Annotated in this window: 13 protein-coding genes and 1 pseudogene; 6 read left to right on the top strand and 8 right to left on the bottom strand. The window is 74.2% G+C overall.

What is annotated here, in order from left to right; genetic code table 11:
* Positions 1-64 precede the first annotated feature (64 nt).
* Together AC07GB_RS06710 and AC07GB_RS06705 are read right to left on the bottom strand one after the other, a co-directional pair.
* Positions 65-382, bottom strand: a complete 318-nt coding sequence (locus AC07GB_RS06710) for a hypothetical protein (protein ID WP_478842279.1) — start codon at positions 380-382, stop codon at positions 65-67.
* A 122-nt stretch (positions 383-504) separates the two neighbouring features.
* A complete protein-coding gene (locus tag AC07GB_RS06705) occupies positions 505-1,923 on the bottom strand; it encodes an amidase (protein WP_478842277.1) in 1,419 nt (472 codons plus the stop codon).
* A gap of 389 nt (positions 1,924-2,312) precedes the next feature.
* Here AC07GB_RS06705 and AC07GB_RS06700 point away from each other — a divergent pair, with 389 nt between their 5' ends.
* Complete coding sequence (locus AC07GB_RS06700; protein ID WP_478842275.1) at positions 2,313-3,410, top strand: LacI family DNA-binding transcriptional regulator; 1,098 nt, start codon at positions 2,313-2,315, stop codon at positions 3,408-3,410.
* Between the two features lie 29 nt (positions 3,411-3,439).
* Here the strand turns inward: AC07GB_RS06700 and trxA are convergent, their stop codons facing one another.
* Complete coding sequence (gene trxA, locus AC07GB_RS06695; RefSeq protein ID WP_478842273.1) at positions 3,440-3,820, bottom strand: thioredoxin; 381 nt, start codon at positions 3,818-3,820, stop codon at positions 3,440-3,442.
* Between the two features lie 117 nt (positions 3,821-3,937).
* Here trxA and AC07GB_RS06690 point away from each other — a divergent pair, with 117 nt between their 5' ends.
* The gene (locus AC07GB_RS06690) at positions 3,938-5,389 is read left to right on the top strand and encodes a dihydrolipoyl dehydrogenase family protein (protein ID WP_478842271.1); all 1,452 of its coding nucleotides are present in this window, start codon (positions 3,938-3,940) and stop codon (positions 5,387-5,389) included.
* A gap of 66 nt (positions 5,390-5,455) precedes the next feature.
* On the opposite strand, the gene AC07GB_RS06685 is transcribed toward AC07GB_RS06690, so the two are convergent.
* The 3 genes from AC07GB_RS06685 to AC07GB_RS06675 all read right to left on the bottom strand — a co-directional run bounded on the left by AC07GB_RS06685 (position 5,456) and on the right by AC07GB_RS06675 (position 8,236).
* Positions 5,456-5,722, bottom strand: a complete 267-nt coding sequence (locus AC07GB_RS06685) for a WhiB family transcriptional regulator (protein ID WP_478842269.1) — start codon at positions 5,720-5,722, stop codon at positions 5,456-5,458.
* 48 nt (positions 5,723-5,770) lie between these two features.
* Positions 5,771-6,754: an aminoglycoside phosphotransferase family protein gene (locus AC07GB_RS06680; RefSeq protein ID WP_478842267.1), complete on the bottom strand. Its 984-nt coding sequence runs from the start codon at positions 6,752-6,754 to the stop codon at positions 5,771-5,773.
* Positions 6,755-6,913: 159 nt separating this feature from the next.
* Positions 6,914-8,236, bottom strand: coding sequence for a glycosyltransferase family 4 protein (locus tag AC07GB_RS06675; RefSeq protein WP_478842682.1), 1,323 nt, complete (start codon positions 8,234-8,236; stop codon positions 6,914-6,916).
* A gap of 257 nt (positions 8,237-8,493) precedes the next feature.
* Between AC07GB_RS06675 and AC07GB_RS06670 the strand changes: the two genes are divergently transcribed.
* Both AC07GB_RS06670 and AC07GB_RS06665 read left to right on the top strand, forming a co-directional pair.
* Positions 8,494-9,243 carry a response regulator transcription factor gene (locus tag AC07GB_RS06670; protein ID WP_478842265.1) on the top strand — a complete coding sequence of 250 codons (750 nt, stop codon included), beginning with the start codon at positions 8,494-8,496 and terminating at the stop codon, positions 9,241-9,243.
* Positions 9,240-10,634, top strand: coding sequence for a sensor histidine kinase (locus AC07GB_RS06665; protein WP_478842263.1), 1,395 nt, complete (start codon positions 9,240-9,242; stop codon positions 10,632-10,634). The genes AC07GB_RS06670 and AC07GB_RS06665 overlap by 4 nt, the downstream gene beginning before the upstream one ends.
* A 20-nt stretch (positions 10,635-10,654) precedes the next feature.
* Here AC07GB_RS06665 and AC07GB_RS06660 read toward each other — a convergent pair whose 3' ends face one another.
* The gene (locus tag AC07GB_RS06660) at positions 10,655-10,999 is read right to left on the bottom strand and encodes a tetratricopeptide repeat protein (RefSeq protein WP_478842261.1); all 345 of its coding nucleotides are present in this window, start codon (positions 10,997-10,999) and stop codon (positions 10,655-10,657) included.
* A gap of 163 nt (positions 11,000-11,162) precedes the next feature.
* Between AC07GB_RS06660 and AC07GB_RS06655 the strand changes: the two genes are divergently transcribed.
* Positions 11,163-12,128, top strand: coding sequence for a pirin family protein (locus tag AC07GB_RS06655; RefSeq protein WP_478842259.1), 966 nt, complete (start codon positions 11,163-11,165; stop codon positions 12,126-12,128).
* A gap of 260 nt (positions 12,129-12,388) precedes the next feature.
* Positions 12,389-12,722 (top strand): annotated as a pseudogene (locus AC07GB_RS06650) (DUF4913 domain-containing protein); the annotation flags it as partial.
* Here the strand turns inward: AC07GB_RS06650 and AC07GB_RS06645 are convergent.
* Positions 12,694-13,593 carry a hypothetical protein gene (locus tag AC07GB_RS06645; RefSeq protein ID WP_478842257.1) on the bottom strand — a complete coding sequence of 300 codons (900 nt, stop codon included), beginning with the start codon at positions 13,591-13,593 and terminating at the stop codon, positions 12,694-12,696. The pseudogene AC07GB_RS06650 and the gene AC07GB_RS06645 sit on opposite strands and share 29 nt — an antisense overlap.
* Positions 13,594-13,638 lie beyond the last annotated feature (45 nt).

Raw genomic sequence — 13,638 nt, 5'->3', positions numbered from 1 at the left:
CGCGCGTGCCGTTCCCGCACGGGATGGCCGAAACAGCACGTCCGCCCCTCGGGGAGCGTGCCGGTCAGCCGTCGGCCGAGGGGTTCTCGACGCGGTACTGCTCCGCGAGGTCGTCGAAGACGTCGCTGGTCGGCCCGCCCAGGACGACCGGGTGGGCGCCGCCCACGTACGACCGCACGCGGGCCGTCACCTCGGTCGCCTTCGCGGCGCTCGCGTAGATGCCGAGCACCAGGGAGCCGTCACCCACGGTGAAGCCCCAGGGCACCTCGCAGGGCCCGTCGTGCTCCTCGACGGGACACAGCAGGCGGGCGAGGGGTTCCTGGAGCGCGAGCGCCGCCCGGGTGTCGGCGAAACCGTGGAGGTGGATCTCGTAGAGCTGCACCGCCCAGACGGTAGACGGCGCCCGCACGGGGCGCACGGCATTTTCGGACGCCGCCCATGGCCTCCACGCGACCCGTCCGCGCCCGGTGCGCCCCCGGGCGGCCACGCACGGCCCCGGGCCCCTCACGGCGCCGCCCGCGTGCCCGCGGGCTCCGGCCAGTACGCGTGCCAGCGCCGGTCGGCCTCCAGCTGCGCCGCGAGGGAGAGCAGCAGGGGCTCGCTGCCCGCGGGCCCGAGGAACTGGGCACCCACGGGCAGACCGCCCGCGACCCGGCCCGCGGGGACGTTCACGCCGGGCCAGCCGAGCACGTTCCACGGCCACGCGTACGGGCACGCGGCGATCATCGCCTGGTCCGTGCGCCAACCGCTGAGCCCCGCCAGGGCCCCGACGGGCGGCGGCGGGGTGGCCGTCGTGGGCGCGAGGACCACGTCGTACGTGTCGAAGACGGCGCCCACCCGGCGCTGGAGGGTCGCCTCCGCCCGCCGCGAGAGCCGCAGCGGGGCGCCGCCGAGCAGCCGCCCCAGGCGGGCCGCCTCCTTGGTGCGCGGGTCGAGCAGGTCGGGGTCGGGCACCTCGCGCACCCAGTCGGCGACACCAGCCGTGGCCCGGGGCACGAAGGCCAGGCCGATCTGCCCGTAGCGCGGGTCGGCCTCCTCCACGTCGTGCCCGAGCGCGGCGAGCCGGTTGGCCACGTCCACGACCTTGGTCCGCACCAGAGGGTGCAGACGCTTGGGCGTGGCCGTGAACGGGGAGCGCAGGGAGAGCGCGACGCGCAGCTTGCCCGGCTCGCGCGTCGCGGCCTCGGCCGCGCGGATCGCGGACGGCTGGTGCGGGTCGTGCTCGTGGTTGCCGCTCGCCGCGTCCAGGAGCAGCGCGGCGTCGGCGACGGTCCGCGCCAGCGGGCCGTTGACCGTGATGCCGTTGAACGCCTCCGGCCACGGCCACGTCGAGATGCGCCCGCGCTGCGGCTTGACCCCGACGAGGTGCGTCCACGCGGCCGGGATCCGCACCGAGCCCGCCCCGTCCGAGCCGAGCGCCGCCGGCACGAGCCCCGCCGCGACCGCCGCGGCGGAACCGCCCGACGAACCACCGGGCGTATGGCCGGTGTTCCACGGATTGCGGGTGGCGCCGAAGGCGGGCCCCTCCGTGAACGGCCACTGCCCCAGCTCGCACGTGTTGGTCTTGCCGACGATGACCGCGCCCGCCGCCCGCAGCCTGCGCACCGCCTCCGCGTCCCGCGCCTTGGGCGGGAAGTCGCCGGGGCAGCCGAACGCCGTCGGCTCGCCCGCCACGTCCGTGTCGTCCTTCACCGCGATCGGCACCCCGAGCAGCGGGGCCCGGTCCCCGGCCGCCAACTTCCGGTCGGCGGCGTCCGCTTCGGCGAGCGCGGCCTCGGCGCGCACCACGCGGAAGGCGTTGAGCGTGGGCTGGGTCGCCAGGATCCGGCCGAGCGTCCGCTCGGTCAGCTCGCGCGCGGACACCTCACCCGCGCTGAGCGCGCGGACGGTCTCCGCGAGGCTTTCGGAACGGTCGCAACTCATGTGAGGGCACCTTCGGTCGAGCGGCGGGCGGGGCGTGCGCACGGGTACGGCGGCGTCGGGGGCGGTCGCGGGACGGCGGGCCGGGCCGGGGCCGACGGCCGGGCGCGCGGCGGCAGTTGCTTACCGCACGGTAGCTTCCGGCGGGCCGACGCGGTATCGCCGGTGGCGCAGTTCACTCCCGGCCGCCGCGCGCGCTTCCGTGCCGCGGCGGCGCGTGCGAGCGGCGTGTGCCGCACCGGCCGAGCAGCGCGTGCGCGGCTACCGGCGTCTGTGACGCCCCGCGCTACCAGCCACGATGGCGTGCGCGCCCATGCCCCGTCGACTGCCCGGCAGCGCCCCCGCGCCCGCCTGGGTGCGCCCCGGGGCGGTCTGGAAGGATTGCCCTCGTCATGGTGCAGATACCGAAGCAGCAGGCCGCGCCGGATCCGGCGCCGACCGCGCCGAGCCCGCCACCCGACCCCGAGCCGCAGGACGCCGCGCAGCGCGTGCCGCACTCCGTTCCGACCAGCGCCGACGTCGCACGCCTCGCGGGCGTCTCGCGCGCCACCGTGAGCTACGTCCTGAACAACACCAGCGCCGTGCGCATCAGCGAGCCCACCCGCCGCCGCGTCCGCGAGGCCGCGAAGGAACTCGGATACGTTCCGCACGCCGCCGCCCGCAGTCTGCGCGCCGGGCACACCCGCATGGTCCTCATGCCCACCCCCCAGATCCCCGTGGGCCCGCTCTTCAGCCGGTTCTTCAGCGAACTCCAGTGGGCGCTCAGCCGGTTCGACTACACCGTCGTGCAGTACGGCAGCCTCGGCCTCACCGGCGAGGAAGCCGCCCGCGCCTGGGCCGAGCTGCGCCCGGTCGCGGTCCTCGCCCCCGACGCGACCGCGCTCGGCGCCCGAGGCGTCTCCGTCCTCAAGCGCTCCGGCGCCAAGGCCGTCTTCACGCTCGGCCCCCAGCGCGCCGAGGGCGCGCACGCGCTGCTCATGGACCAGCGCCTGGTCGGCCTCAGCGCCGCCGAGCACCTGCTGGCCCGCGGCCGCCGCCGCATAGGTGTCGTGGTCCCCGACGAGCCCGGGCTCGAACCCTTCTCACAGCCGCGCCTCGACGGCGTGCGCGCCGCCGTGCGCGGGACGGGCGGCGGCGGGGTGACCGAGCTGCCCCTCGGCTACGGCGAGGACTCCGCGGCCCGGCTCGCGGGCCGCTGGCGCGGACTCGGCCTCGACGGCGTCTTCGCGTACAACGACGAGTACGCGATGCTCCTCATGCGCGCCCTCCAGGACGAGGGCATACGCGTCCCGGACGACACGGCCGTCGTCGGCGCCGACGACCTGATGCTCGGGCGGCTCCTGCGCCCACGCCTGAGCAGCGTCCGCATCGAGCTGCCCTCGGGCCGCGGCCTCGCCGAGCTGGTCGACCGCGTGGTGCGGGAGCCGGGGGCGCGGCCGGAGGTCCACGACGTGCTCGGCGCGAGCGTGGTGCACCGTGAGTCGAGCTGAGCCCCGGCCGGGCGCCCCGGGCGACGTGGTTACGCCCCCTGCTCCTTGGCCTGCTGCTCCGCGACCGACTTGCGGACGTCGTCCATGTCAAGGCGGCGGGCCTGACCGATCACGTCCTCCAGAGCGGACTCCGGCAGCGCGCCGGGCTGCGCGAACACCGCCACCTGGTCCCGGACGATCATCAGCGTCGGAATCGACTGGATGCCGAAGGCGGCGGCCAGCTCCGGCTGCGCCTCCGTGTCGACCTTGCCGAAGACCAGGTCCGGGTTGGCCTCCGCGGCCTTCTCGTAGACCGGCGCGAACTGGCGGCACGGCCCGCACCAGGACGCCCAGAAGTCGATCAGAACGAAGTCGTTCTCCGTCATCGTCTGGTCGAAGTTTTCCTTCGTGAGCTCCACGGTCGTGCTCATGATGAGTCTCTCTTCCTGGTGGGGGCGAAGCCGTCGTGCACAACGGCCGCGGCGGCGGCCGTATTCCGCGCGCGTACCCGTGTGGCCACGCCGCACACCTGGCACCAGACTGGCCTCATGACGCAATCCACGGACGCCACGGGCGCAGCAGCGGACAACACGTACGACGTAGTGGTCATCGGGGCCGGACCGGTGGGCGAGAACGTCGCCGACCGGGCGCGCGCGGCGGGCCTCAGCGCGGCGATCGTGGAGAGCGAGCTGGTCGGCGGCGAGTGCTCGTACTGGGCGTGCATGCCCAGCAAGGCGCTGCTGCGCCCGGTCGTGGCCCGGGCCGACGCGCGCCGCGTGCCGGGCCTGCGCCACCTCGTCGAGGGCGCCCTGGACGCGCCCGCCGTCCTCGCCCACCGGGACGCGTACGCCTCCCACTGGAAGGACGACGGCCAGGTCGGCTGGCTCGACTCGATCGGCGTCGACCTGTTCCGCGGCCACGGCCGGCTCGCGGGCACGCGCCGGGTGAGCGTCACCGCCGCCGACGGCACGGTCACGGAGCTGACCGCCCGGCACGCCGTCGCGGTGTGCACCGGCAGCCGCGCCGTGGTCCCCGACCTGCCCGGCGCCGCCGACGCCAGGCCGTGGACCAGCCGCGAGGCCACCAGCGCCGACCACGTGCCCGGGCGTCTGGTCGTGGTGGGCGGCGGCGTGGTCGGCGTGGAGATGGCCACGGTCTGGCAGGCCCTCGGCTCCCGCGTGACGCTGCTCGTGCGCGGCGGGGGACTGCTGCCGAAGATGGAGCCGTTCGCCGGGGAGCTGGTCGCCGACGCGCTGCGCGAGGCGGGCGCGGACGTCCGCACGGACACCTCGGTGAAGGCGGTGCGCAGGGACGGCGCCACGGTCACCGTCGAGCTGGAGGGCGGCGAGCGGATCGAGGCTGACGAGGTGCTCTTCGCCACCGGCCGTGCCCCGCGCACCGACGACCTCGGCCTGGACACGGTCGGCCTGGAGCCCGGCTCCTGGCTGTCCGTCGACGACAGCTGCCGGGTCTCGGGCAGCGACTGGCTGTACGCCGTCGGCGACGTGAACCACCGCGCGCTCCTCACCCACCAGGGCAAGTACCAGGCCCGGATCGCGGGCGCCGCGATCGCCGCCCGCGCCCGCCGCGTGCCCCTCCTGGAGACCGACCGGTGGGGCGCCCACAGCGCGACCGCCGACCACGACGCCGTCCCGCAGGTCGTCTTCACCGACCCCGAGGCGGCCTCTGCGGGCCTCACCCTCGCCGCCGCCGAGGAGGCGGGCCACCGCGTGCGCGCCGTCGACTACGACCTCGCGTCCGTCGCCGGGTCGGGCCTGTACGCCGACGGGTACCGGGGCCGCGCCCGCATGGTCGTCGACCTGGACCGCGAGGTCGTCCTCGGCGTCACCTTCGTCGGTCCCGGCGTCGGCGAGCTGATCCACTCCGCCACGGTGGCCATCGCGGGCGAGGTGCCCGTCGACCGTCTGTGGCACGCGGTTCCGGCGTACCCGACGATCAGCGAGGTGTGGCTGCGGCTCCTGGAGACGTACCGGGGCTGACGGGGAGCCACCCCCGTCGGCGGGAGCCGTTCCTCCAGTGGGGCACGGCCGGACGGCGGCCGTGCCCTACGCCCGCCTCCTCGCGGACCGGGACGGCCGCAGCCTGGCCAGCTCGTCCTCGCCCTTGCCGCCCCAGACGCCCGACGTCTGGCCGGAGCCGAGCGCGTACGCGAGGCACTCGCGCCTCACCAGGCAGTGCTCACAGATCCGTTTGGCCTCCTCCTGTTCCTGTTCGGCCGGTCCGGAGGTGCCGACGGGGAAGAACAGCTCAGGGTCCTCATCAGCACACGCCGCCCGGTGGATCCATTCCTGTCGCAGGGGCACCGTTTCCATGACGCGCCGGGTGCCCGGGAGCGAAGGGGACGAAACGGCGTCGTCCGGTCAGTCGTCCGCGAGGATCCCCTCCAGATGCCGCAGCGCCGTGGTCACGCGCGCCGGATCCTGCTGGAAGAACGGGTCGTCGGGGACCGGCAGCGACCCCGCGAGCGCGATGCCACGGCCGCGTGCCCACGTCGCGTCGTCGGCGCCGACCGCGGCCCGGAACGTGGCGCGGGCCGTCGCGGGCAGGAACATCCACGCCGGGATCAGGTCGCACGCCGGGTCGCCCACGGCGAGGGTCCCGAAGTCGATGACCGCGCTCAGCCGCCCGTCGACCGCAAGGAGATTGCCCGTCGCCAGGTCACCGTGGAGCCACACCGGCGGCCGGTCCCAGGCGGGCGCCGCGAGGGCCTGCTCCCACACCGCGGTGACCGCGTCCGTGTCGACCATGCCGTCCAGCTTCGCGATCTTCGCCCGCACGGTGGAGTCGGCGGCGAGCTGCGGGCACTCGGCGCCCACGCGCGCGCCACGGAAGGCGTTGCTCCACTGCGGCGGCGGTCCGTCCGTCGCGTCGATGCGCTGCAACGCCCGGATGAACTCCGCGAGTTGGGTGGCGGCCTCCTCCGGGTCCGCCAGGCCGTCCGTCGTCGCGGGCTCGCCCTCAAGCCAGCGGCAGACCGACCACGGGAACGGATAGCCCTCGCCCGGCCCGCCCCGCGCCAGCGGCTGCGACACCGCGAGCGGCAGCTGCGGCGCGAGCCACGGCAGCCACCGCTGCTCCCGCTCGACCTGGCCGGTCCAGCGGGCGTAGCGGGGCAGGCGCAGCACCATGTCGTCGCCCAGGCGGAAGGTCGCGTTGTCCATGCCCGGGCGCGGCACCGGGGTCACGGGCAGGTGCGCCCAGCGCGGGAACTGCGCCGCGACCAGGCGCCGCACCAGCGGCTCGTCGATGGTCACCGAGACCTCGTCGTCCTGCTCGGCGTCCGGTGTCTCGTACGTCTCGTCGTGTGTCTGGTCGTACGTCTTGTCGGTCCTGCTCGGTGACACGGGGATCCCCTCGGCCGGGCCAAGTGCCCGGTGCCCTCGTCGACTTGGTGGAAGGTGCCCCATCCCACCCGTCCGCGAGATCCGCTGTCCACCGAGTTTCGGGGGGCGCGGCGCGGTGGGGCCGGCGCCGCCGCCCCCGGGGCCAAGTACGGCAGGAACTCATGCGCTTGAGTCAGGGCCGGTGGCGGCCGGGCTGCGCGTCTCGCGCAGCGCACGGTCCGGCCCCGCGGAACCTCCCGCCGACGCCGGGGGCGCCGCCGCGACGCTCCCGCCGCCGGCCCGCAGCCGCCGCAGCACGCGCCGCGCCCGCGCGGGCAGGACCCGCCGCCAGGCCCGTCTGCGGCGCGTGGAGCGCAGCTCGGCGAAGAGCAGTTCGTGTCGGGCCGCGATCGGCTCCGGGTCGTAGCGGCGGGCGCTCTCCAGGGCGGCGGCGCCCATCGCACGCCGCCGCGGCGCGTCCTCGATAAGTTCGAGCAGCGCCTTGGCCAGCGCGGCCTCGTCGCCCGGCGGCACGAGCCGCCCGTCGTGGCCGTCGCTGATGATCTCGGCGGGGCCGAGCGGGCAGTCGGTGCTCACCACCGGCACACCGCACCGCATGGCCTCCACAAGGGTCATGCCGAACGACTCGGCATCGGACGCGGAGGCGACCACGGACGCCTGGGCGAACTCCGGCTCGATCGGCGAGCGCACCCCCATCAGCTCCACGTGCCCGCGAAGCCCCAGCTCCTCGACCGCGCGCTCCAGCGGCTCCTTCTGCTGGCCGCCGCCGTAGATGCGGAGCCGCCAGTCGGGGTGCCGCTCCGCGACCGCGGCGAACGCCGACACCAGCAGGTCGAACCGCTTGCCCGGCACGAGCCGCCCGGCGGCGGCGACGACCTTGGCGGTGCCGTCTGAGGGCAGGACCGGCGGCTTCGGCACCATGTTCGGGATGCTCAGGACCCGCACCCCCGGCAGCGGCATCCGCCTGCGGTAGACCTCCGCGTCGGCCTCCGTGGTCGTCACCAGGGCGTCGAGGGAGCGGTAGTGGCGGGCGAGTTGGGCGCGAAGGCGCTTGCTGTGCGCGTCGTGCCGCAGGTGCTCCTGACCGACGAGCAGCGCGCGGCGCGGGCCGAACCGCGCGAGGTACACATTGATCCCCGGCCGCGTACCGATGATCACATCCGCGTCGCAGCCGCGCAGATACGCCTCGACGCGGTCGTCGTGCAGCCGCGTGTACTGGTGGTGGCGCCGCTCCGCCGAAGGGAACGCCTCGGCGGGCTCGGCGAACACCGGGTCGAGCGTGTCCGCGCTCCCCGCCCTGATGTCCACCAGGGGTATGAGCCGGACGCGGGGGTCGACCTCGAAGCGCGGCCACTCGCGGTGGCGCATCAGCGAGACGATGGTGACGTCGTGGCGCTCGGACAACGCGGACGCGAGATTGAGGGTGGTGCGGATGGTGCCCCCCACGCCGTACACGTTGTGCAGCAGGAACACGACCTTCAGAGCCTTCATGCGGAGCTTTCCCCTCGGCGGTGCTCGACAGATCCGCGCGTGGGTCGGGACGCGCGGCGAAAAGACGCGGCTGGAACAAGCAGGGCTGGAACAAGCAGGGCTGGGACAAGACAGGGCTGGAACAAGACGCGGCTGAAACGCGAGCCACCTTCCCGTGCCCGGGTAAGCCGGAATGACGGCCACGGTGAGAGGACGGTAAGAACCTGGGCCCGCGCCGGGGGGAGGGGGGCGGTTGGCAGACTGACGGGATGCCGCACACCGAGCCGTTCAGCAACACGCCGACTCTCGGCGGTCCCCCGCACACCGTGCTGCTCGCGGAGGACGACCGCGCCATCCGCAACGCCCTGGAGCGCGCCCTGACCCTGGAGGGCTACCGCGTCACGGCCGTCGCCGACGGCGTGCAGGCGCTCGCGGCCGCGCACCGGCAACCGCCGGACCTGCTCGTCCTGGACGTGATGATGCCCGGCATCGACGGCCTCCAGGTGTGCCGCGTGCTGCGCGCCGAGGGCAGCAGGATCCCCGTCCTGATGCTCACCGCCCGGGTGGAGACCGCCGACCGCGTCGCCGGACTCGACGCGGGAGCCGATGACTACGTGGCCAAACCCTTCGAGGTCGACGAGGTCTTCGCCCGGCTGCGCGCGCTGCTGCGGCGGGTGGACGGAACGGCGATACCCGGTGCGGGCAGCGGACCGGAAGGCGTCGTCACGGCGGGCGGCGGCCTGCGCATCGACCCCGGGGCGCGGCGCGTCTGGCGCGGACCCCGCGAAGTCGACCTCACCCGCACCGAGTTCGACCTGCTGCACCTGCTGGCCCGCAACGAGGGCATCGTCCTCGACCACCCCACGATCTACGACCGCATCTGGGGCTACGACTTCGGGCCGAACTCCAAGAACCTCGCCGTGTACGTGGGTTATCTGCGGCGCAAGCTCGACGTGCCCGGGGCGCCCCCGCTGATCCACACCGTGCGGGGTGTCGGCTACGTCCTGCGGGCGTCGTGAAGGTCGGCGAGCGCGGGCCGCGCGCCCGCGTCGGCGTCAGCCTCGGCACGCGGTTCGCCGCCTCGTTCGCGGCGGTCGCCGTCGTCGTGACCCTGCTTGTGGGCTTCCTCAGCTACGACGCCGCCGCCCGCCTCATCCGCCGCGACCAGCACGCCGCCTTCAACGAGGTCGTCGAGGACCTGCGCGCGCAGGTGCGCAGACACCGTACGAGCATCTCCGTCGCCACCGACCTCGACGGCGACGGCGTACGCGACGACCTGCTGCGGCCCACCCGCTCCGACGCCCAGGTGCTCGGCCCCCGCGGCGGGGTCACCGAGCGCGGCAGGCGCCGCCTCCCGGTGGGGGACAAGGAGCGCGCGACGGCCGCCGCGCGGCGGCCCGGCGTGGTGACGCGCCGCGACGTCGAACTCGCCCACGGGGACTACTGGCTGGTCACCGTCTCCCTCGGCGAAGGCCAGGGCGCGGTCCAGCTCGCGCGGCAGTTCAGCGACACCGAGGACCTGCTGCACAGCCTCCAGCGGCGCACGCTGCTGCTCGCCACGCTCGTGGTCCTTGCCGCCGCCCTGGCGGGCTGGTGGCTGGCCCGCCGCATCACCCGGCGCCTGGTGCGGCTCGCCCACGCGGCCGAGGACGTGGCGCAGACCGGCCGCGTCGACCGGCAGGTGCCGGTGGCGGGCAGCGACGAGGTGGGCCGGCTCGGCCGCTCCTTCGACCGCATGCTGGGCCGCCTCGCGCGGGCCGAGGACGACCAGCGGCGACTCGTCCAGGACGCGGGGCACGAACTGCGCACGCCGCTCACCTCGCTGCGGACGAACATCGCGCTGCTCCGCCGCATCGACGAACTGGAGCCGCCCGTACGGGCGGAGCTGGTCGCCGACCTGGCCGACGAGTCCCGTGAACTCACCGACCTCGTCAACGAACTCGTCGCCCTCGCGGCGGGCCGCCACGACGACGAGCCGCCCGTCGACGTCGTCCTCGCCGAGGTCGCCGAGGAGGCCGCGGCGGTGGCGCGCCGCCGCACCGGCCGTGAGATCGCGGTCCACGCGCACGGCGACGAGCCGGTACGGGCCCGGCCCGCCGCGGTGCAGCGCGCCATCACCAACCTCCTGGAGAACGCCGCCAAGTTCGACCGCGACGGCACCGCCCCCATCGACCTGGAGGTCTCTGCCGACCGCGTCGAAGTCTACGACCGGGGCCCTGGCATCGCGGCCACCGACCTCGCCCGCGTCTTCGACCGCTTCTACCGCGCCCCGGCCGCGCGCAGCCTCCCCGGCTCGGGCCTCGGCCTGTCCATCGTCCGCGACGTGGCGACGTCCCACGGGGGCACGGTGTTCGCCAGGGCCAGGCCCGGGGGAGGGGCGGTGGTGGGCTTCACCCTGGGCGAGCCCTGACGCGGGGGACGCGCCCCGGTCTACGGCGTCGGCTCACCGCTCAGCGCGGCCGCCATCCGCAGGTGCGGTACGGCCTCCGCGTCCCGGCCCTGCCGTTCGAGGGTGCGGCCCAGCATCAGCCGGGCGTAGCTCTCGACGGGGTCGAGGTCCAGGACCGCGCGCAGCTCGGTCTCGGCGCGGCGGAGCTGGGCCGAGTGGTAGTAGGAGCGGGCGAGGAGCAGCCGCGGGGCGACCTGCTCGGGCACCTCGTCGGCCAGCGGGGCGAGGATGCGCGCCGCCGTCGCGTACTCCTTGGCGTCGAAGAACTGCCCCGCCCGCTCCCAGCGCTCGGCCGCGGTCCCGTGGTCGTAGTACGTGATGTTCACTGTTGCCTCCTCGACGGCACACAACAGACGTAGGTAATTGAATATTCCACTACGTCGTCCCGGTGCCTCGTCCCGTCGGCGGGGAGGCGCCCCCCGGGCGGGCGCCCGGCGGCACGAAGGCGGATGCTGACGGGCCGGGTCCGGCGGGACTAGGTTGTGCGGCATGAGCAATCTTGATCGCGAGGCGGTACCGGGCCACTGCGGCGGCCGTGGGTTCGTCGTCGCGGAACCGGTGCGGGAACTCCTCAGCCCTCGGCACGTGCGACTGGGCGAGGCCACCGAGGTCCGTCGGCTCCTGCCGAACCTGGGGCGGCGCATGGTGGGCGCCTGGTGCTTCGTCGATCACTACGGCCCGGACGACATCGCGGATGAGCCCGGCATGCAGGTGCCCCCGCACCCGCACATGGGCCTGCAGACCGTGTCGTGGCTGCACGAGGGCGAGGTCGTGCACCGCGACAGCACCGGCAGCCTCCAGACGGTCCGCCCCCGCGAGCTGGGCCTGATGACGTCGGGCCGGGCCATCTCCCACTCCGAGGAGAGCCCCAAGTCGCACGCCCGCTTCCTGCACGGCGCGCAGCTGTGGGTGGCGCTGCCCGACACCCACCGCCACACCGAGCCGCACTTCGAGCACCACCCCGACCTGCCGGTCGTCACGGCGCCGGGCCTGAGCGCGAAGCTCCTGCTCGGCTCCCTCGACGGCACCACGTCGCCCGGTACGACGTACACCCCGATCGTCGGCGCGGACCTGACCCTCGCCCAGGGGGCCGACCTGCGCCTCCCCCTCGAACCCGACTTCGAGTACGCCGTCCTGTCCATGTCCGGCGAGGCCCACGTGGACGGCGTCCCGCTGCTCCCGGGCTCCATGCTCTACCTGGGCTGCGGCCGCGCCGAACTCCCCGTACGCGCCGCGTCCGACGCGAGCCTCATGCTCCTCGGCGGCGAGCCGTTCGAGGAGGAGCTGATCATGTGGTGGAACTTCATCGGCCGCACCCAGGCCGACATCGAACAGGCCCGCACCGACTGGATGACGGGCACGCGCTTCGGCGAGGTGAAGGGCTACGACGGGGCACCGCTGCCCGCACCCGAGTTGCCGCCGGTGCCGTTGAAGGCCCGGGGGAGGGCGCGCTGACCTGCGGGGTTATGGGTGGGGGCGGCTCAAGGTGGTGGGCGAGGACGGCCGGCGGAGTGTTTGCTGGGCCCTTCGGGGAGACTGCCTCCCCTCGCCCGCCGGCGGCCTTGGCGGCGTCGCACGTGATTCCACTCCGTGGGCGGGTGTGGTCGGCTTCAGTCGAACTCTTGCTGACCTGATGCCGACTTTGCTGATGACGGGTCGGCCCTTGTTCCGGGCCTGTTCCGGCTGGTCGCAGGTGTGCGGGCCTCACGGACACCTACGGTGCCGAGGTCACCACCGACCCCCTGGTGCAGGCAGCGGCAGGAGCACCACGACGTGGTCGCCTGGCTCCACGCGCCGTGGCTGGCCTGCCAGCAGCACAAGGCCCCTGAAGCCGGACCGTCCGGGATGCTCGTGTGGCACCGCGACTTCCTCAACCGCTGCCTGGCCCCTGTGCGCGCTCCGGGCGGGCCGCTCTCGGCCTGCCCAATCAAACCCTCAGTGCAGGAGAGGGGGTGGGGCCCCGGACTCAGCAAGATCGGTACCGGGAGCGCCGGGGCGATGCATCAAGGGGACGTTGCCCCTAGCCTTGCGACACTGGGCGACCGGTGAAGGCGTCCAAGAGGACACGGTTGCCCACGGGCTGGTCCAACTTCACGGTCATCTCCTGACGCCGCTGCACGCTGGTGCACGGGCCGGTCGACTTCTTACCGGTGAGAGATGCTGACAGGACGACGCTGCCGCCAGTCTCCAGTGCTTTCACAGCCGGGCCGTCGTCGCAAGATCCATGCGTCGCCATGACGGTGATGGAGTGGCCGTCTCGGCTGACCTTGACCAGCCTGTCCAGCGGCCTCAGACCACCGGCGGCCCCCTCCACTGCGGGTTCGATCGGCGGCTCAGGCAGTGGCGATGGACTGACGGCAGCTCGTCTGAGCGGGCTGTCGTAGCCTTCCACAGTGAACAGCCAGGCTGGGACGGTCGCTGGGCCGCGGTGGGTGACTATGGTCATCTTGCCCAGCTTCGCGGCGGTCACTGCGAGGCGCGGCCCCTCGCTGCTGTTGCGGTCCAGGGCGTCGTAGGCTTCCTGCGCGCTGATCAGCGGTACAGCGAGTGACTCTCCCTCCTCCCAATTCACCTTGCCATCCATGCCTTGGGCCGGAGGGAGCTGACCGCTGAGCTCAAAGTTGTGGGTCGCGTAGGCGCGCCTGTCCGCGTCGTTCTGGAAGCCGTGATCGGGAAGTTGGACCACTTCCGCCATCGGGTGGTAGCCCTGACGCCACGCCTTGGCTGCTGCGGAGCCATCCCAGGCGTCCGCGACGTGGCGGGCGCGGGTGTGGGCGTGGCCGGGCGGTGCCGTGCTCGTAGGGCGTGGCTGCACGCTGCGGTCGTCGGAGTCCTCGCCGCCGCAACCAGTGAGAGAGCCGAAGCCGGCGAGGAGGAGAGCGATGAGGGCAGGGGTGGCACGTGTGGTCGTCGTATGCATGGGGTCCCCATGGCTGTTGGTGGCGAGCTGCAGGACCGATGCCCT

It is taken from the genome of Streptomyces sp. NPDC045778 (assembly GCF_056431945.1).
This window is presented reverse-complemented; position numbering and strand designations above follow the sequence as displayed.

Bases quoted from the DNA above. Each gene is read 5' to 3' on its own strand.
- AC07GB_RS06705 (WP_478842277.1), bottom strand. From the start codon at position 1,923: ATGAGTTGCGACCGTTCCGAAAGCCTCGCGGAGACCGTCCGCGCGCTC.
- AC07GB_RS06700 (WP_478842275.1), top strand. From the start codon at position 2,313: ATGGTGCAGATACCGAAGCAGCAGGCCGCGCCGGATCCGGCGCCGACC.
- trxA (WP_478842273.1), bottom strand. From the start codon at position 3,820: ATGAGCACGACCGTGGAGCTCACGAAGGAAAACTTCGACCAGACGATG.
- AC07GB_RS06690 (WP_478842271.1), top strand. From the start codon at position 3,938: ATGACGCAATCCACGGACGCCACGGGCGCAGCAGCGGACAACACGTAC.
- AC07GB_RS06685 (WP_478842269.1), bottom strand. From the start codon at position 5,722: ATGGAAACGGTGCCCCTGCGACAGGAATGGATCCACCGGGCGGCGTGT.
- AC07GB_RS06670 (WP_478842265.1), top strand. From the start codon at position 8,494: ATGCCGCACACCGAGCCGTTCAGCAACACGCCGACTCTCGGCGGTCCC.
- AC07GB_RS06655 (WP_478842259.1), top strand. From the start codon at position 11,163: ATGAGCAATCTTGATCGCGAGGCGGTACCGGGCCACTGCGGCGGCCGT.
- AC07GB_RS06645 (WP_478842257.1), bottom strand. From the start codon at position 13,593: ATGCATACGACGACCACACGTGCCACCCCTGCCCTCATCGCTCTCCTC.